Below are 20267 nucleotides of genomic sequence, written 5' to 3'. Positions count from 1 at the left end.
TGTGGTAATCCTCATCGTTTACGGTCTTCCCAGTCTTTCACAAGTTCACGTTCTCGACCACGTTCCAAAGGGTTATAAAATTGCTCCTCTATCAATGCATCTGGTAAATATTGTTGCTCTACATAGCCATTCGGATAGTCCTGTGCATAGCGATAGCCAACTCCATGTCCTAATTGTTTAGCACCTCCATAATGAGCATCTCGTAAATGTTTCGGCACCTCACCTTGCTCCTTATGGCGCACCGCATGGATAGCTGCATCAATTCCTAGGTAGGCACTATTGCTCTTAGGTGCTAAAGCTACATATACAGCAGCCTCTGATAATATAATGCGCGCCTCTGGTAGGCCCACCATATGAGCCGCTTGTGCTGCTGCATTAGCCACCACCAACGCCTGTGGATCTGCCAGTCCTACATCTTCTGCCGCACAAATAACGATGCGTCTAGCAATAAATACAGGATCCTCTCCTGCCTCAATCATACGAGCTAAATAATATAGCACCGCATCTGGATCAGAGCCACGCATACTTTTAATGAAAGCAGAAATTACATCATAGTGATTATTCCCCTTCTTATCATATCGATACACTCGTCGACCTAGTACTTTTTCTATAATTTCTATGGTAATTTCTCCACCAGATCGAACCATAGCTCCCACTTGCTCCAGAATATTTAAAGCCATACGGGCATCTCCATCTACAAAACGACCAATATCCTCTAATAGATCGTCTGTCACAATCAGCGCTTTCTTACCTAGACCATACTCTTCATCTGTTAAAGCACGACGTAAGATTGCCACTAATGCCGTAGCATCTAATCGCTCTAGAGTAAGCAAACGCAATCGAGATAAAAGAGGTCGATTCACTTCAAAGAAAGGGTTCTCTGTGGTGGCACCAATTAAAATGATTTGACCACTTTCCACAGAAGGTAACAATACATCTTGTTGACTTTTATTGAACCGATGAATTTCATCTAGGAATAAAATTGTCCGTTGTTGCAACGAACTACGAATCCGTATCGCTTCTTCGATAGTACTACGAAGTTCACCAATCCCCACATTGGTCGCATTGAGCATAACGAATCGACTGCTAGTTAACTCTGAAATAATTTTAGCTAACGTAGTCTTACCAGTTCCAGATGGCCCATATAGCAATAAGGAGGGCACCTTATCTTCTTCAATCATAGACCGGAGAAATGTTCCAGGCCCTACTACTTGTTCTTGTCCAAAGAAATGGTCCAATGAACGTGGCCGCATACGAACTGCCAAGGGTTCAAATGGATCTACTGGTTCCATATTCTCAAACAAATTCATCCTTACACCTCCCTATATCTACCATCATATATTGATAACTACTACCGTGCATGCAGTAGTACAAACATATATACTTATACATTATTATACATGCATCCAGTTATATAGTCTATATGTTCTCATTAATGCCAAAAAAAATAAACCACCATAAGGCGGTTATAAAGACCCCACTATGCCGTATCCATACCGTGTTTTGATCCTGCAAAGGCAGGTGGGTTTCCTCCTTGTAAGATTACAGTCCTCGTAGAGGCAGAGCGCCCTTACAAGAGCGAGAATCCCTAAGTTAAAATGTTGGCTCAAAACTGCGATATAACACGCACATAGCAGGAATTTCTTTATCCATAGTATAGCAGAAAGGAACGGGCATTTCAAGAAGAAATACACCGTTCCGTTCCTTACAAGTATAATAATTTTCTATTGGACAAATTCGATTATACTAACTTTTCTTTTGTTACATCTGTTTTGATATGTAATTCACGCAATTGTTTTGGCGCTACTTCAGATGGAGCTTGGCTCATCAAGTCGGATGCACTTTGTGTTTTAGGGAATGCAATCACGTCACGAATGGATTGACGTTTCGCCATCAACATTACCAAACGATCTAAACCGAAAGCACAACCACCATGTGGAGGAGCACCGTATTCAAAGGCATCTAACATAAAGCCAAATTTAGAACGACTTTCTTCTGTGCTTAAGCCGATCGCATTGAATACTTTTTCTTGTACATCAGATTGGTAAATACGGATGGAACCACCACCGATTTCCACGCCATTCAATACCATGTCATAAGCGATGGCTTTCACAGCACCTGGATCTGTGGCTAACAAGTCCATATCTTCTTCACGCGGAGATGTGAACGGATGATGCATTGCCACAAAGCGTTTATCTTCTTCGTCGTATTCAAACATAGGGAAGTCAGTTACCCACAAGAATGCCAATTTATTTTCATCGATTAAACCACGGCGTTTACCCATTTCAAGGCGTAATTCACCAAGAGCTTTCGCAACTACAGCTGGTTTATCCGCAATCATCAATACCAAGTCACCTGGCTCTGCGTTCATTTTCGCACCGATATTGCGCACTGTATCTTCACCTAAGAATTTCATGATTTGAGATTTGATCGTGCCGTCTTCATTGAAACAAGCCCAAGCCAAACCTTTGGCACCATAGATGCCTACGAAGTTTGTCAAATCATCTAATTCACGACGTGGAATGCCAGCATAGCCTTTTACGACAATACCTTTTACTTGACCGCCATTGTCGATAACGGAGCGGAATACTTTGAACTCTGTATCTTGCACACAGTCAGTTACATCTGTAAACTTCATATCAAAACGGATATCCGGTTTATCAGAACCATATTGATTCATCGCATCATCCCAAGTCATACGAGGCATTGGTAATGGAATTTCCACATCTTGTGCCGCTTTAAATACATGGGCAATCATTTGCTCTTGCATGTTCAAGATTTGCTCTTGGTTCATGAAGCTCATTTCGATGTCCAATTGTGTAAATTCAGGTTGACGGTCTGCACGTAAATCTTCATCACGGAAACAACGAGCAATTTGGAAATATCTTTCATAGCCAGCAACCATCAAAATTTGTTTGAAAATTTGTGGAGATTGTGGCAATGCATAGAATGTACCAGGATTTACACGAGATGGAACTAAGTAGTCACGAGCTCCTTCTGGTGTACTTTTTGTCAACATTGGTGTTTCAATTTCCAAGAAGCCATTGTTGTCAAAGAAATCGCGCATCGCTTTTGTCACTTTATGACGCAAGATCAAGTTTGCTTGCATTTCTGGGCGGCGAAGGTCTAAATAGCGATATTTTAAACGAATATTTTCATCTACATCGATATTATCTTGAATATAGAATGGAGGTGTTTTCGCTGCATTCAATACACGTAACTCTTCACAGTACATTTCATATTTACCAGTTGGTAAATTAGGATTCACAGCCGCTGCATCACGCTCTGTAATCGTACCACGTACGCACAATACATATTCATTACGTACATCCTCTGCTTTATGGAAGGACTCCATATTGTGATCAGGAGATGCCACGATTTGCACAACCCCAGAGCGGTCACGTAAATCAATAAAAATCAATCCACCATGATCACGACGGCGCTCTACCCAACCGCAAAGAACCACTTCTGTTCCTACTTGTTCTGCACCGATAGTTCCACAATGATGTGTACGGTGTAAACCTTTCATAGTTTCCATTCTAATTTCCTTTCACTAACTCAGTTATACGGTTTGTAATCTCAGCTAAGGATACTGTTTCTTGTTCAGATGTATCCATATATTTTAAGATGACCTTACCTTCAGCTAATTCATTATCACCAATTATAATAACATATTTTGCGTTAATTTTGTTAGCATACTTCATTTGGCTCTTCATAGATTTACCAGAACCTTCCATTTCTGCTTTTACATAGGTATTACGCAAGGTATTTGTAATTCTGAAAGCCTCTTTTTGTGCCATTTCTCCTAATGCCACTACGAAGACGGAATCTTCTTGTGTTGGTTCTGGTAATAATCCTTGTTTTTCTAGAGCCAGCAACAAGCGTTCCATACCCATCGCAAAGCCTACCGCAGGGGTATGTGGTCCATCTAGTTCTTCTACTAAACCATCATAACGACCACCACCAGCGACTGCACTTTGAGACCCCAATGGAGTGTACTGTACTTCAAAAGCAGTTTTCGTGTAATAGTCTAAACCGCGAACCAAGCGTGGATTTAAACTGAATTTCTCGCCAGCTGCTGTTAAGTATTCTTTCACATGATGGAAATGATCTTGACACTCTTCACATAAATTTTCACTTAACTCCGGAACACCTACTGCCAATTGTTGGCATTTTTCTTCTTTGCAGTCAAGGATACGCAATGGGTTCTTGTATAAACGGCTTTGACACAGTTCACATAGTTCTTCTTTTTTTGGTTCAAAGAAAGCAATTAATTTCTCTCTATACGCAGGGCGACACGTTGGACAACCTACAGAGTTTACCTCTACATTCAAATCTTTTAAACCTAAGTCACGCAATAGTTGCAGCACCAAAGAGATACATTCCGCATCAGCACTTGGGGCTTGTGTACCTAACAGCTCCACACCAAATTGGTGGAATTGACGATAGCGACCTGCTTGTGGTTTATCGTGGCGGAACATAGGGCCAATATAGAACCATTTTGTAATCGATTCTTGACCATAAATTTTGTTTTCTAAATAGGCACGCACCGCAGACGCCGTTCCTTCTGGACGCAATGTATAGGATTGATCTTTTTTATCCCCTGTAGGAAAGGAATACATTTCTTTTTGCACGATATCTGTAGTTTCCCCAATACCGCGTAAAAATAAGCCCGTTTCTTCAAACATAGGCGTACGAATTTCTTCAAATCCATAGGTCTTACATAATCGACGAATGGTATTTTCAATATAGTGCCAATTTCCAAGAACACTTGGCAGTAAATCCTGTGTCCCTCTTGGTTTTTGAATAGCCACTAGCTGTCCCTCCAATGTTCATTACTTAGTAAAGTACGTTTCTCTAATAGTCGTTGTATATCTTGAATATACGTATCTACATCTTTCGGCATGTATTGTTTTTGTTGCCTAAAATCACTGCCACCTATCCATTTAGACACACTACCAGGTCCTATGGAAAGTATGGACTGACGTTCTTCTATTATTTGTATATTATAGATGCTTTCATAATTTGGTAAGGTGTAGCCAATGTTCTCCATTTGCCCCACCATGTATTGTTGACGATACATATAATACGGTATATAGCCTAGTTGCAGCAAAGCTTCATGAGTTTCATCTAACATGGTTTGCACCACCGCTTCAGAAGGAATTTCATTGGCAAAGCGACTCCCATATAATGGGCTCCCCTTTTTCAATGCTAACGTATGGATCGTTACATTATGAGGACGTAATTGTTCAATATACCGCACATTCTCCACCATATTTTTTACTGTTTGATGTGGTAATCCTGCAATAAAATCCATATTAATAGAGCAATCTGTATGTCTTGCCACATAGTCATACATAGATAGAAACTCTGCTACGCTATGGCCTCTGCCAATGATACGTAACAACTCATCCTGCATCGTTTGGGGATTCAAACTAATCCTAGTCACACCAGCATCTACAATAGATTGAACCTTGTTAGCATTCAATGAGTCAGGACGGCCTGCTTCTACAGTAAACTCACGGCCCTTCGGAATCACAGTTCCCAATGCATGCACAATATGGTGAAAGTCTCCATCTCCTAAACTAGTGGGAGTTCCTCCACCCATGTATAACGATTGTACCTCTAAACCATGTGTTTTAACAAGTCTTTTCATATGTTCTATATCACGATGATAGACATCTACAAAGTCCTGTACCCTTCCATAGTTCTGAATGAGCCCATAGGGAAAAGAACAATAGGTACAATGTGTTTCACAAAAAGGAATGCCACTGTATAAACTAATCTCCTTAGGAGATTGTTGTACATGTGCCACATACGGGCGTTCCAACACTGCCACTTGCTCTAATAATTTCCACTTCACATGGCTAATACTGTGGGTACTTTCCAGCTCTTGCCGAACTCGGTCTATATCACCTAAAGAATCCCATAATTTATGGGTCAACTTAGTAGGACGTACGCCTACTAAGGTACCCCATAAACTAGTCTTCACGCCCAATATACGTCTAAGCTCTGATAAGACTTCTCTGCCTATCACTTTGCGCCCTTCCACAGTATCGTTTCCTGAAAGAGACCATATATGGACATACTCTGGGTATAATTCTGATGGTCCTTGTATACTAGTCTCTAACAATTCATGCTGTATAGTCGTATGGCAGAACATCTTGACTATCATACACTTATCAACATGGTCTAAGATTCCTTCAGTACCTGTCGATTTAGAATCGTCTCGGCCCCTCACAATAGCTCCACTTTGCATAGCTGATCTTGGCTCTTATTCACATAGTAGAGATGCCACTATTCCACTATACGATACATGGATGATAAAGTCTGGATTTTCTTTCGATGAAAATAGTCCCACTGCTCCGCACTGGTGTGCTATGACGGACCCTAACTCTTGAGGCCCGTCATACCAGTATGTATTATGCATGTTCTTTTTCAGCTTCTAAAGCCTTTGCCGCTTCATGACAATCGCCGCAGAAACCATATACTTTTAATTGATGATCTGTTGTGTGGAAGTTTAGTTTTTTAGCAATAATAGACTCTAATGTTTCCAACATATCATCTTCAAATTCTTTCACACAACCACATTTCACACAGATTAAATGATGGTGGAAATGAGCTAGTTCATCGCTATTCAACTCATAGCGATTACGACCATCACCAAAATCCAAACGTTTCACTAAGTCTAACTCAGTAAATAAATCTAATGTACGATAAATCGTAGCTAAACCAATATCTGGATTATTCTTTTTCACCAAAATATATACGTCTTCTGCACTTAAATGTTTTTCTTCTGCTTCAATGAAAGTTTGCAAAATAATTTGACGTTGTGTTGTCAATTTGTATTTTTTATCTTTAATACGTTCTTTCAATTTTTCCATTGTTGCTTGTACTTCTGTTGCTTTATCCATGATGTTCCTCTTTCTGTAATACATAATATCTATTAAAATACCATAAGCGTTTCGCTATAATTTGCGCGATAGCTGTCAATGGTACGGCTGTCATCATGCCGATCATACCAAAGAAATAACCACCTACAAAAATAGCAGTAATAATCACTAATGGAGGAAGATTAATGACATGCCCCATAATCTTGGGCATGATGATTTGTCCATCTAGCACTTGCAATACACCATAGGTAATGGCCACTTTCACCGCTAGAGGGCCGCTGATAACAGCAGCTAAAATAATGGCTGGAGCCGCACTGATAAAGGGTCCAATAATTGGAATCCATTCCGCAATACCTGCTAGCACCGCCAACACAAGGGGATATGGTAAATCATACACATAACACACGATGAAGGTAAGACAAAACATATTGCTTGCTAACAATAATTGTCCTCGTAAATATCCACCTAACGTGCGAAGAATGTCATTCACCACTTCCTCTAAATGAGCTGATGTAGGGCTAGAAAAAATATCTAACACAGCTCGTTTAATGGTGCGTCCATCTTTCAATAAGTAGAATGTTAAAATCGGTACCAATAATAATTGTAATAAGGTACTAGCAAAGGACACGATGGCCAGTACACCACGTTGTGCCAAGTCTACACCATAATTGCCAATTTTTATCAAGGTAGTGTTGATAATTCCTTCAAATTGATGAGGTATAATACTTTCCCCATCGATACCTTGTAGCCCTTTCACCACTGCTACAAATTGATCTAATACATATGGTAAATTGATTAATAATTTAGTTAATTCGCCGATTACTGGTACCATTACATACCGCACCAACAACGTAGAAATCAATGCTACCACGATAAAAGATGGAATGATAGCAATCCATCGTGGACATTGTTTCCAATACCGTCTTGCATACGTTTGCGTCATATTGACTAATGGCCATAATAGCAATGTTAATATGACCGCAATAATCAAAGGAATAACTACTGGTAAGGCGATTAACAAGCCAATACTAGCTAAAATCAGTAAAATACAGCGTAGCCAATATTGTATAGATTTATGTCCCATCCTATCACCTACCGTACAAATGGATTAGATTGCTTTTCGTCACCAATGGTAGTTTGTCCGCCATGACCTGGATACACCTTTGTATCATCTGGTAACGTATAAAGTTTTTCTTTAATCCCTTTACTCAACTGTTCAAAATCACCATTCGGAAAATCTGTTCTACCCACTGACCCTTGGAATAAGGTATCACCGGCTAACAAGGTTCCCTCTGTATAATAGCACACACCACCTGGTGTATGACCTGGCGTTTCGAGCACAGTAAAAGTAGTATCCCCTAAGGAAATCGTATCGCCCTCTTTCACATAGCGAACATCGTCCACTTCTGCCGTTATATACCGACCAGAATGGGCACTTAAATTCACCTCTGGATTCGTCAGATACTCCGCATCACCTTCGTGAATATATACTGGCACATGATACGCATCCACCAAGATTTTTACCGCCCCAATATGATCACTATGACCATGTGTTAATAAAATACCTTGCACTTTGAATTTGTGACTATCTAGAATTTCTTTTAACTTCTCTCCTTCGTCACCTGGATCCGTTACAAGGCACGTATTATCTGCTTCATTATGCGCAATGTAACAATTTGTTCCATACGCCCCTAAGGGCATATAATATAGCTTCATTTATTAACTCCATTAAAACTCTTTACTACTATCTAATAGAATCGTCACAGGTCCATCATTGACCAATTCCACTTGCATATGGGCTTGAAATTGACCTGTACTCACTATTAAACCTCTTCCTTTGAAAGCCTCTACTAGCTCCAGATATAAGCACTCTGCCATCTCTGGTGGCGCTGCTTTCATAAAGTTCGGTCGACGACCCTTGCGCGCATCTCCGTAGAGGGTGAATTGCGACACTACGCACACCTCACCACCTACATCTAATACAGATAGGTTCATCTTATCCTGTTCATCTTCAAAGATGCGTAAGTGACTAACCTTATCACAGATATATTGCACATCCTCTGTTGTATCCGTATCTGTTACACCTACTAGCACTAAAAGACCTTGCTTCGTACTACCAATGACAGACCCATCTACGGTAACCGAAGAAGAACTTACACGTTGTACAACAGCTCTCATGCTTTCCCTCCTCGATGGACTGAATATACATCTTTCACTCGACGCAACTTCGTCATCACATAATCCAGTTGTGACAGATCTTTAATATCTAACATTAAATGAATGGTTACATCTTTTGCATCGTCAGTTTTTGCATTAATATTGGAAATGTTAATTTTCATTTCTGACAATACTGCCATCACTTCCATTAATAAGCCACTGCGATCATAGGCATGTACAGACACACTTACTTGGAATTGATCCTGTGTAGCACCCTCCCAATCAACTTCTATCATGCGATTCAAATCATCTGGGGTATGACCAATATTGGTACAATCTGCACGATGTACAGAAACGCCTCGGCCTCTCGTAATATAACCAATAATATCGTCACCTGGTACTGGGTTACAACAACGAGCCATACGAACCATCACACCGGCTTCGCCTTTCACTAGAACACCACTGCTATTTTTCTTAGATTTTCCTTGATGTACTTTAAGGCGATCGATGACAGCCATCGTATCTTTTCGTTGCTCTTCCTTAGCGACTTCCTGCTTATGAATGTCCACTAATCTGAGGAGTACCGTATTCACTGAAAGTCCACCAAATCCAACGGCAGAGTACAGCTCAGCTTCGCCGCCAGCATTCAAAGATTTTCCAATCTTTTCTAGGCGACCATTTTTTGTTAAGTCCTTCCAATCATAGCCTAAGCGTTTCGCTTCTTTTTCTAACAGTTCGCGACCTTTGACGATATTTTCTTCTTTATTTTCACGCTTAAACCAGTTTCGAATCTTCGTCTTACTTTCTGTAGAGCCCACAATATTCAACCAGTCTAACCGTGGTTTGCCATTTTTAGAAGTGACGATTTCAACGATGTCCCCATTTTGCAATTCATAATCTAGTGGAACAATCTTGCCATTAATTTTGGCTCCTACGCATTTATTCCCCACATCGGTATGAACGCGATAGGCAAAATCCAGTGGCACTGTGCCTTTTGGCAACTTCATAACGTCACCTTTTGGAGTAAAGACGAATACTTCTCCTGTAAAAACATCTAGTTTTAATGCATTCAACAATTCTTTTGGATCACTGGCATCCTGCCACTCAAGAACTTGACGAATCCAGCCTACCTTTGCATCAAAATCAGCTTCTGCCTTGCCTTTATTACCCTCTTTATAGCGCCAATGAGCGGCTACACCATATTCAGACACACGATGCATATCCCAAGTACGAATTTGAATTTCTACCGGCTGACCTTTTGTGCCGATGACGGTGGTATGCAAGGATTGATACATATTCGACTTCGGCATCGCAATATAATCTTTAAAGCGATACGGCAACGGTTTCCACAAACTATGTACTGTACCTAACACAGCATAACAATCTGGAATTGTATCTACGATGACACGCACTGCATACAAATCGTAAATTTGAGATAAATCTCGATTGTCCTTTTTCATCTTTTTATAAATACTATAAAAGTGTTTGGGACGACCTTTTACATCTGCTTTAATATGAGCATGTTCCAAAGCATCTTTCAAAGTATTCATCGTATCATTTACGATATCCTCACGAGCTTGTCGTTTTTCACTCATCTGTTGTACTAGGTCATAATATTTTTCTGGTTCTAAATAACGGAACGATAAGTCCTCTAGTTCCCATTTAATATTAAAAATACCTAAGCGATGTGCTAATGGCGCAAAAATTTCTAATGTTTCTTGAGCAATGCGTTGTTGTTTATCAGGACGCATATGCTTTAAGGTACGCATATTGTGTAAGCGGTCCCCTAGCTTGATGACCACTACGCGCACATCTTTTGCCATGGCTAAAATCATCTTCCGATAATTTTCAATTTGCTGTTCTTCTTTTGTTTGGTACTGAAATTGATTTAGTTTTGTAACCCCATCTACCAAGAACGCCACTTCTGGTCCAAATTGTTCTTCTATTTCCTCTAAGCTTATCTCGGTATCTTCCACTACATCATGTAATAAAGCAGATACCAAGGTAGATCGATCAATTTGTAGTTCGCTCAATATAGTGGCAACCCCTAATGGGTGCAAGATATACGGTTCTCCAGAAGCCCGTTTTTGTGGCGCATGGGCTTTATCTGCCAGTGCAAACGCACGCTCTATGACTGGCCAGTCTTCTTCTGGTAAATAGGACCGAACACGGTCCATAAATTGTCCATATTCTCGTTCTTTATTAAATGTATGCTCCTGAGGGGTATTTATAGTACTTACCATTATGCTCCCTCCTGACTATATGTCATAAACGTCAAGGATGTGTGAAGTTCCAACTTTTGTTGCACATTCACCCAGCGATATACATGACGTCCATCTTCTAATACTTCTTCTTTCAAAATGCCTAATTCCTTAAACACTTCAAGGGCAAGAATAGCTTCTCGAGAAGTCATCTCTTGAGGTCGGCTTTCCAAGGTTTCCCGTTCTACAATATATTTCGGTGCTGTGGGAGATCGGAAAATTTGTTTCACCACTGTATACAATTTCCGCAAACTATCTACTTCTAACCGTTCTCGTTGCTGTGAAAGTGGCTCCAAATCTTGCACAATAAGCTGTGGCGTCACCACACCTTGCCATTCATTTTTCTGCAAGGAAAAGGCTACTTTTACAGGGTCATCAGCAAAGATTTCTTGCATATAATGTTCCCCTTGCCAAGCCACCGCATCAATAGGGCCCTGTTGACCTTGTAGAATAATCTTACAATGATTTTTTTGAAAGCCCATAGGATACAGATTCTGTACACGAATCTTAGGAAGGGCAAACACAGGCGTACTATTGCCCATACCATAAGGCTCCAAGGTAGCAATTTGATCAATCAGGTCAATACTAATATCATCGCTATGCATAGCGCCATCAATGGTAACAATCGGAATATAATCTTCTTCCGTTAACTGCTTACGGCAAAATTCGCTAGCTTTTTCACGCAAAGCATCAATCTGTTCTGCTTGTACACTAAATCCTGCCGCCTGTGCATGACCACCAAACTGAATTAATGTATCTCCCGCATAGGTTAACATATCATACATATTACAATGATCAATACTACGACAGGAGCCTTTACCAATTCCATCATGGATACTAATCACCATGGTCGGTTTATAAAAGGCTTCTACCAAACGGGACGCAACGATACCAATAACACCAGGATGCCAGCCTTCCCCTGCTACTACAATACATTGATCCGCCAAACTTCCTTGTGCTAATACCGATTGATACGCTTCTTCAAAAATAGCCCGTTCAATTTGTTGTCGCTCCGCATTTGTTTCTTGCAACTCTTCTGCAATGTCCATGGCCTCAGCTGGGTTTGTGGTAATCAGCAATTCTACAGCACGCGTCGCATGTGTCACACGACCTGCTGCATTTAATCGTGGTGCTAAGGTAAATCCAATATGACCTGCAGATAACACTTTACCTTCTAAACCAGCAACTTGCACTAAAGCTTGAATCCCTACATTAGGGGACTCTGTCATTTTATGCAAACCTTCACGGACGATAATCCGATTTTCTCCTACTAAGGGAACTACATCAGCTACCGTCCCCAAGGCTACAATATCTAAGTCTTCTCGATATTCTTCACCAGTACGACGTTTCCATAAAGCTTGGCAGACTTTGAAAGCCACACCTACACCAGATAAGTTTTTATCTGCATAGGGACACTCTGGCTGTTTATGATTAACCACCGCTGTAGCTCTTGGTATTTGCGGTGGTGATGTATGATGGTCCGTAATAATCATAGACACGCGATCTCTCACAGCTTCTACAATATCATAGGAACTAATACCGCAATCTACAGAAATAATTAAATCTGTTTTTTGAGCAATCAAATATTCCAAAGCTTCTAAGTTGAGACCATAGCCTTCACTTTGTCGCTCTGGAATATAATAAGTTACATTCGCTCCTAAGCGCGAAAAAAATCGGTACATTAGTGATGTAGCAGTAATACCATCCACATCATAATCTCCGTAAATGACAATGGATCCATTCATAGCTAAGACTCTTTCGATTTCTTCCACAGCCTGTGCCATACCTTTTAACATAAAAGGATCTAATAAATCATCCATTGTGCTATATAAGAATGTTCGACCTTCTTCTACAGTGGTAATCCCACGATTTGCCAATAAATGAGAAACAATAGGGTGCACTGCTAATCCAGAGGTCAATTGAGATTCTACTTCTTCTTGATGTTCGGCAATTTCCCAACGTTTGCCTTTTTGTTTATATTTTTTCATGCGTACCTCTTGGATGGATTTTTCTTTCATTATCATTATCATTATTATACATGAAAGTCCAAGCATTTTCAATAAGTATCATTATTAAAAATATATTAATTTATTTTCATTATTATTGCTTATGATAAAAGTAGAATTTATAATGATAATTCTTTATTTCTTAATTATTATTTTCATTTCTAAAACTCTCTATCACAAATGTCAGAACTACGCATATATGAGCCACCACATTTAAAACAGCGAAAAAAAAGATTGCACTGAAATGCACCTATGGCATTTCAGCACAACCTTCTATAAAACCTATTCTAGTTCTAATTATAAAGGATATACATCCATTATTCCTATAGAATCATATACTACCATTACCTCTATGGAGTCATATACTATCATCATTACAGAGAAATCATCTACTCATGCACTACGATGACTACACCGAAACTATTTCTGTATCTACATCATCTTAGATGATTCCAAACAACTTCATACTTAGGTTACCAAAGAAGAAATGGAAGATATAATTCAATACAGAAATATAAAATCCTACTTTCCACCAGGTCACTTGTGGCACGTAGTGACTACCAAAGAAGATTGGTGTTACCCCAGAGCTATAATGTGTCAACGTACAGCCGGGGCTATTCATCAAGCCAAACATCAAAATTGCATAAGGAATTGGTGCTCCCAAGGCAATTAAGATAGACGCAAAGGCAGAAAATAATGCGGTAATACGAGCTGTACCACTGGCGAAGAAATACTGTGAGTATACAAAGACTAAGGAAATAATCAAAGCTGCCCACTCCCAAGACATACCGCCTAACATAGTGCTGACAAATTTTGCAAAAACAGCTACTACACCTAATTTACCAAGCAATCCAGCCATACCTACTAGAGTACCCATCCAGATTAAAATATCCCAACCTGTAGTTTCTTTCAAAATGTCATCCCATGTAAGACATTCACTAATGACACAGGCCAATACCGCCATAATCGCAATGACCGTCGCATGTAGGCCAGTAATTGTCGTAGTAGACCAGAGTAGGATCGCCCCCACAAAGATAGCTGCCACCTTTTTCTCCATCGTCGTAATAGGACCTAGTTTATCCAACTCTTCACGAGCCATAGCTGGAGCCTCTGGCGTTTCCTTGATTTCCGGTGGATAAATTTTGTAAATGAACCAAGGCATGATGACCATACTGAGCAGCCCAGGCAAGGCCCCTGCTAAAAACCATTCCCACCATGTCACAGTGTAACCAAATAATTTTGCCCCTAAAGATGTAATTAACAGGTTACCACTGCACGCTGTCAAGAATACCGTCACCGTACAGGCATTGACTGTGTGAGCCGTAGTCATTAAGTAAGCTCCCATACGACGAGCTGTTTCTCCTGGTCTCGAATCAAATGCCATAGAAATATTCTGCACGATAGGATAGATAATACCGCCTCCACGAGCCGTATTCGATGGTGTAGCTGGAGAAATAATTAAATCAGTCATAGCTAAGGCATAGGCCAAGCGCAAGGTACTTGTACCAAACCAATGAATTAAGGTATACGCAATGCGTCGACCTAATCCTGAATTGATGATTCCTCTAGAAAAGAAGATAGCCGACACGATAAGCCAAACATTAGGCTCTGCATAGCCTAATAACGCTTCATTCATCTTAATGGAGCTCGTAGCTACTGCCGCCGCAGATCCCATAAAGGCCATGACCCCTGTCGGGTATGGTCGCAATATAAATCCCACAATAGTAGCCGTAAAGATAGCTAATAAATGCCATCCTTGATCAGAAATCTCTGGTGTATGTGGCAAAAACCAAATCACAAGCGCTACAGCTACAACGCCCAATAATCTTAGTAGTTTATCCATGTAGTATCATTCCTTTCCACTTTCTACACAGGTTCATAGACAAGAAAAAGCCCAGCACCACAAAGGATACTGGGCTCTGTAATCGCCAAATTAACGTTTGGAGAATTGAGATGCTTTACGAGCTTTTTTAAGACCGTATTTTTTACGTTCTTTCATACGTGGGTCACGAGTCAAGAAGCCAGCCTTTTTAAGACCTTGACGAAGTTCGCCATCAACTTCTAATAATGCACGGGACACACCGTGACGAATTGCACCAGCTTGACCGGATGGGCCGCCACCAGCTACAGTTGCCACAACGTCGTATTGTTCTAAAGTGTTTGTTAATACCAATGGTTGTTTAACAATCAACTCAAGAGTTTGACGACCGAAATATTCATTTAATTCGCGTTTGTTTACAGTGATTTTACCTGTACCCGGTACCAGACGAACTCTAGCAACGGAAGATTTTCTACGACCAGTGCCGTAGTATTGTGCTACTGCCATTATATGTTCCTCCTCCCGGTATTAACGGATATCTAATTCCAAAACTTCTGGTTTTTGAGCAGCATGTGGATGCTCTGCGCCAGCGTATACATTCAATTTACGGTATTGTTGTGCACCCAATTTATTTTTTGGAAGCATACCTTTAACTGCCATTTCGATTACGCGCTCAGGATGTTTTTCCAACATCATAGCAAGTGTAGTGAAACGGGATCCGCCTGGATAACCAGAATGACGGAAGTATTCTTTTTGTAATAATTTTTTACCTGTTACACGAACTTTTTCTGCGTTCACAACGATAACGTGGTCACCAGTGTCTGCATGTGGTGTAAAAGTTGGTTTATGTTTGCCCCGAAGAACTTTAGCAACTTCGGCAGCAAGACGTCCTAAAGTTTTACCTTCAGCGTCAACAACATACCATTTGCGTTCAATATTGTCCGCATTGGCCATAAATGTAGTTTTCATGCTGCTTTCCTCCTAATAACAAGAATGTATTAACAGAAGCAATTGCCACCTTCCGGGGCTAGTGGAAGTCCGTACAAATTGCTTACCGAAATATTATACTCAAAATACAATGGATATGTCAAGGTTTATCGTAAAGATTTCTTCAACAACCAATCGATATCCGTCTTCTCTGGAGTCACAACAAATTGGTGTTCTCCAAATTTTTCAAACCCATAACGTTTATAAAAATGCTGTGCTTTATAATTTCTCTCCCAAACGCCAAGCCAAGCCCAATCAAAGTCACCAGACTCAGCGATGCGCAAGGCTTTTTCAAACAAGGCTTTGCCCACGCCTTGTCCATGGTACTCTTTGAGCACATATATGCGTTGCACTTCAAAGGCATTCTCTAATTTACGTTCTGTTTGTGCGCCGCCCCAGTTTACTTTCAAATACCCTGCCAACGCGTCATCTACGTAAGCTAGATATGTTTCGCTCTCGTCATGGCCCAACTCACGTTTCAATACATCATGGTTATAGGCCTCATCAAAGAAGACTTGTAATTCCTCTTCCGTATTGTCATGCCTGAAAGTTTCTCTAAATGTGTCGGCACACAAGTTAGACAATGCTGGAATATCTGTCTCTTGAGCTCTTACAATGGTGACAACAGAACCCGTTTGTTCCCGAGATTCCCCTAGAATGCGCACCTCTGGTTCTAACTGCACTCCATGAACTGCATGAATCCGCTTTTGCACCTCATGAATCACACCTAGCACATCATTCGCAGTAGCGCCACCTCGATTGACCACGAATCCAGCATGCTTCATAGATACCTCTGCAGGCCCTACAGATAATCCTTTCAAGCCTGTTTGGTCAATCAAAGTTCCTGCATAATATCCCGGTGGGCGCTTGAAAGTAGACCCTGCACTGGCATGCCCCAATGGTTGTTTAGACTCTCGTTTTTCCGTCAGTTCATCCATACGGCTTTGAATATCAACAGGATTTCCTTCCTGTAATTCCATCGTCACCCGTACGATGATTTCATGTTCATCGTGAAAGCGACTATGGCGATAGGCAAACTGCAATTCTTCGCGACTATAGTGGTGCAAGTTCCCTTGCATATCTACCGCATCCACACCGGTTACTACTTGATCCATTTCACCATCATAGGCACCTGCATTCATAAATACAGCGCCACCCAAACTACCAGGAATGCCGATGGCAAATTCCAAGCCACTTAAACTTTCACGTTGGGCATATTCGGACACTTCTTTCAAAGTATACCCAGCGCTCATAGTAATGGTTGTACCGTTGCGGTGTTGCTCCTCTTGCAATTCTTTCAAGCAAAGAACGACACCACGCATACCACCATCTTGGATGAGCACATTAGATCCTAAACCTAGTACAAAAGGTTCAATACCATGTTCGCTCAATACATGCATACAATCTTGCAATTCCTGTACAGAATGAGGTAGTACAAGTAAATCCGCAGGTCCTCCTATTTGAAAGGTCGTAAAAGGCGCCAACAAGGCATTTCTTTGGATACGATCCGATGGAACCACCTGTTGCAATGCTTCCCATACAGCGTTCATATTACTGTGCCTTTTCTAAAATTTTCATACCTTCAGTGATTGGTTCGCTAATGATGCGATAAATATCATTCGCCACTTGTGTCCAACGTGCATGGGCTGTTAAATACGCATTCGCACCAGAATTAGCTTGCACCATCGGCAATAAACCTTCTAATTTTTTCAACAATTCTTCCGCTTCAGGAGCATCTGCAATTTTTGCATATTCCAATTGCATTTGTAAAGACATAAATTCTTCTACCATGCCTTTTGCTGCTTGGTCGTCTTTAATTGCCTCTTGGGCTGCCATCATTTCTTTATGCTCTTCACTGTCACGCATTGCTTTTTGTAATTCATAAGCTACATCGTAATTCATAATTCCTCCTCAATCCTGTACGGATTTCATTTTTATATACATTCATATATTGTGTATGCCATACAGTCTACCATATCTAATCTTCGTTCGTCCCGTGAAAGTCTATCGTATTTCACCATACTAGGTTATGCCGTATGATTAGACTGACTATATACACTATTTTCTATGAGGGCAACGCCGGATATCAAGAGCTTACACCTCGATAGATACACCTGGTCCAACAGCCTGCAAATCTGGGAAATCCAGTTGGCGCATAGCTTCATAGGCAATGATTGCCACTGCATTGGATAAATTTAAAGATCTCGCCTCATCAATCATAGGAATCCGGATGCAAGTATCTGGATTGGCAGCCACAATTTCTTCTGGCAAGCCCTTCGTTTCTTTACCAAATACGAGCATATCTCCAATTTCATATTGCACTTCTGCATGGGTATGGGCTGCCTTTGTTGTAGCATACCAAAAGCGCCGGTCTTTATATTGTTCATACACTTTATCTAAGGACTTATGTATTTTTACATCTACTAGATGCCAATAATCAAGGCCCGCCCGTTTTAAATACTTATCTTCAATGGAAAACCCCAATGGTTCTACCAAGTGTAGTGTCATATGATTCGCCGCACAAAGGCGTGCAATGTTGCCCGTATTACCAGGAATTTCCGGTTCTACTAATACAATTTCCATAAGTCTCCTACCACCTTACCGTTTAAAATGTCCGCTTTTACCACCTTGTTTTTCCACAAGATAGACTGGACCAATGGTCATGCTTTTATCGACGGCTTTCACCATATCATAGACAGTTAATAGACCCACTTGAACCGCTGTTAACGCTTCCATTTCCACCCCTGTAGGGCCCGTAGTTTTCACCGTGCTACGAATGCACACGGCACGTTGTTCTTCTACTAAGGAACAGTCTACACTCACCTTCGTCAACGCCAATGGATGGCAGAGCGGAATGAGGTTGGACGTTTGCTTCGCTCCCATGATGGCTGCCAATTGTGCCACTGCCAGAACATCACCTTTTTTGACATTTCCACTAGCCACAATACTAAAAGCTTCCTCACTGAGCGTAATAAACCCTTCTGCTACAGCCACGCGCTCTGTGTGATCCTTAGCGGATACATCCACCATATGCGCATTACCGCCTTCATCAAAATGTGTTAATTTCATAGATACCTCCATGTGAAGATTATTATACCATAGAGAAGGGATTGACGTCAGTAATCTATACAGTGAAAGATAGCGATATTTGAATCACTCGTAATGGGTAAATGGATAGCAAAACATATGTCGGCAATACAAAGGATTTAAAATATTTATAAAACTTCCACATATAATCTATTTACAAGCAGTACATTTATTAGAAAATAATGCAAAAAGAAAAGAACCAGTCCAAAATGTTTTAAGGATAGCTCTTTTCTTTTTCACTTCATCACGGAAAGATACTTTTATCTTACCAAATGAATATAAGCTTAGCGATATGTAATTAAAGTTCAATAGTTTGACCTGGATCCACCACAAGTCCAGCTTGTTTATGTTTTGCTTCTAGCAACGCCACGAAGGTTGCTGGCTCTTTATCAATCACAGGCCATGTTTTGTAGTGAATCGGAATAGTTGTATTCGCTTGAATCCAAGAAGCTGCTGTCACAGCATCTTCCACACCCATAGTAAAGTTATCACCGATTGGCAACAAAGCATAGTCGATTTCACCATGGCGACTAATTAATTTCATATCACTGAACAAAGCAGTGTCACCTGCAAAGTACACTCGTTTACCAAAGAACTCAATCACCACACCTGCCGCATGACCACCTGGTACACCAGAACCATGGAAAGCTGGTGTCAAACGAATGGAACCAAATGGGAAGTCAAACTTGCCGCCTAAATGCATTGCATGAGTGCGAGCACCTGCTGACGCCGCTTTACCTGCTACCTCTGCCGTAGAGATAACAAGGGCATCATTTTTCTTTGCAATCAAATCTGTATCACCATAATGATCATCATGACCATGAGATACAAAAATATATTGACACTCTATATCCTCTGCCTTTACCACATCCCAAGTATTACCTGTAAAGAACGGATCACACACCAAAGTGACCTCACCATTGCTCAAAGCAAATGTAGCATGACCATAATACGTTAACGTTACATTACTCATAAGAATACCTCCTTATATATACTTATATATCATATTTATTAAGTAAATTATATCATTCAAGGAAAGTAAGTCGCAAGATATTGA

Annotated in this window: 18 protein-coding genes, 1 other RNA gene and 1 pseudogene; all 20 read right to left on the bottom strand. The window is 40.6% G+C overall.

Annotated elements, in window-relative coordinates:
- Positions 1–11: 11 nt before the first annotated feature.
- Positions 12–1310, bottom strand: coding sequence for a replication-associated recombination protein A (locus EO116_RS01525; RefSeq protein ID WP_127160351.1), 1299 nt, complete (start codon positions 1308–1310; stop codon positions 12–14).
- Positions 1311–1470: 160 nt separating this feature from the next.
- Positions 1471–1643: non-coding RNA, 6S RNA (gene ssrS / locus EO116_RS01520), on the bottom strand.
- A gap of 98 nt (positions 1644–1741) precedes the next feature.
- Complete coding sequence (gene aspS, locus EO116_RS01515) at positions 1742–3538, bottom strand: aspartate--tRNA ligase (protein WP_127160350.1); 1797 nt, start codon at positions 3536–3538, stop codon at positions 1742–1744.
- Between the two features lies 1 nt (position 3539).
- The gene (gene hisS / locus EO116_RS01510) at positions 3540–4814 is read right to left on the bottom strand and encodes a histidine--tRNA ligase (protein ID WP_127160349.1); all 1275 of its coding nucleotides are present in this window, start codon (positions 4812–4814) and stop codon (positions 3540–3542) included.
- Positions 4814–6175 (bottom strand): coproporphyrinogen dehydrogenase HemZ, encoded by a 1362-nt coding sequence (gene hemZ, locus EO116_RS01505; protein ID WP_164726031.1) that lies wholly within the window; start codon positions 6173–6175, stop codon positions 4814–4816. Before hemZ ends, hisS begins: the two co-directional genes overlap by 1 nt.
- A gap of 247 nt (positions 6176–6422) precedes the next feature.
- Positions 6423–6914, bottom strand: coding sequence for a Fur family transcriptional regulator (locus EO116_RS01500; protein WP_127160347.1), 492 nt, complete (start codon positions 6912–6914; stop codon positions 6423–6425).
- Positions 6907–7977, bottom strand: a complete 1071-nt coding sequence (locus EO116_RS01495; RefSeq protein ID WP_127160346.1) for an AI-2E family transporter — start codon at positions 7975–7977, stop codon at positions 6907–6909. Before EO116_RS01495 ends, EO116_RS01500 begins: the two co-directional genes overlap by 8 nt.
- Positions 7978–7985: 8 nt before the next feature.
- Complete coding sequence (locus tag EO116_RS01490; protein ID WP_127160345.1) at positions 7986–8609, bottom strand: MBL fold metallo-hydrolase; 624 nt, start codon at positions 8607–8609, stop codon at positions 7986–7988.
- Positions 8610–8621: 12 nt separating this feature from the next.
- Positions 8622–9071, bottom strand: a complete 450-nt coding sequence (gene dtd / locus EO116_RS01485; RefSeq protein WP_127160344.1) for a D-aminoacyl-tRNA deacylase — start codon at positions 9069–9071, stop codon at positions 8622–8624.
- The gene (locus tag EO116_RS01480; protein ID WP_370447257.1) at positions 9068–11227 is read right to left on the bottom strand and encodes a bifunctional (p)ppGpp synthetase/guanosine-3',5'-bis(diphosphate) 3'-pyrophosphohydrolase; all 2160 of its coding nucleotides are present in this window, start codon (positions 11225–11227) and stop codon (positions 9068–9070) included. The genes dtd and EO116_RS01480 overlap by 4 nt, the downstream gene beginning before the upstream one ends.
- A gap of 65 nt (positions 11228–11292) precedes the next feature.
- Complete coding sequence (recJ, locus tag EO116_RS01475; protein WP_127160342.1) at positions 11293–13299, bottom strand: single-stranded-DNA-specific exonuclease RecJ; 2007 nt, start codon at positions 13297–13299, stop codon at positions 11293–11295.
- 460 nt (positions 13300–13759) lie between these two features.
- A complete protein-coding gene (locus EO116_RS01470) occupies positions 13760–15160 on the bottom strand; it encodes a DASS family sodium-coupled anion symporter (RefSeq protein WP_127160341.1) in 1401 nt (466 codons plus the stop codon).
- Between the two features lie 90 nt (positions 15161–15250).
- Positions 15251–15643, bottom strand: coding sequence for a 30S ribosomal protein S9 (gene rpsI, locus EO116_RS01465; protein ID WP_009352806.1), 393 nt, complete (start codon positions 15641–15643; stop codon positions 15251–15253).
- 21 nt (positions 15644–15664) lie between these two features.
- Positions 15665–16105, bottom strand: a complete 441-nt coding sequence (gene rplM, locus EO116_RS01460; protein WP_127160340.1) for a 50S ribosomal protein L13 — start codon at positions 16103–16105, stop codon at positions 15665–15667.
- A gap of 125 nt (positions 16106–16230) precedes the next feature.
- Positions 16231–16788 carry an N-acetyltransferase gene (locus tag EO116_RS08520; RefSeq protein ID WP_240629100.1) on the bottom strand — a complete coding sequence of 186 codons (558 nt, stop codon included), beginning with the start codon at positions 16786–16788 and terminating at the stop codon, positions 16231–16233.
- A pseudogene (gene murB / locus EO116_RS08515) lies at positions 16771–17673 on the bottom strand (UDP-N-acetylmuramate dehydrogenase); the annotation flags it as partial. The gene EO116_RS08520 and the pseudogene murB, both read right to left, overlap by 18 nt.
- A gap of 1 nt (position 17674) precedes the next feature.
- Positions 17675–18025: a YlbF family regulator gene (locus EO116_RS01450; RefSeq protein WP_126939330.1), complete on the bottom strand. Its 351-nt coding sequence runs from the start codon at positions 18023–18025 to the stop codon at positions 17675–17677.
- Between the two features lie 192 nt (positions 18026–18217).
- Complete coding sequence (gene trmL, locus EO116_RS01445) at positions 18218–18706, bottom strand: tRNA (uridine(34)/cytosine(34)/5-carboxymethylaminomethyluridine(34)-2'-O)-methyltransferase TrmL (RefSeq protein WP_127160339.1); 489 nt, start codon at positions 18704–18706, stop codon at positions 18218–18220.
- 15 nt (positions 18707–18721) lie between these two features.
- Positions 18722–19192: a cyclic pyranopterin monophosphate synthase MoaC gene (gene moaC, locus EO116_RS01440; RefSeq protein WP_127160338.1), complete on the bottom strand. Its 471-nt coding sequence runs from the start codon at positions 19190–19192 to the stop codon at positions 18722–18724.
- 316 nt (positions 19193–19508) lie between these two features.
- Positions 19509–20183: a metal-dependent hydrolase gene (locus EO116_RS01435; RefSeq protein ID WP_127160337.1), complete on the bottom strand. Its 675-nt coding sequence runs from the start codon at positions 20181–20183 to the stop codon at positions 19509–19511.
- Positions 20184–20267 lie beyond the last annotated feature (84 nt).

It is taken from the genome of Veillonella sp. VA137 (genome assembly GCF_003992015.1).
In the GTDB taxonomy this organism is placed as follows: Bacteria; Bacillota; Negativicutes; order Veillonellales; family Veillonellaceae; genus F0422.
Note: the sequence above shows the minus strand (reverse complement) of the source record. Positions and strands in the feature narration are given on the sequence as shown.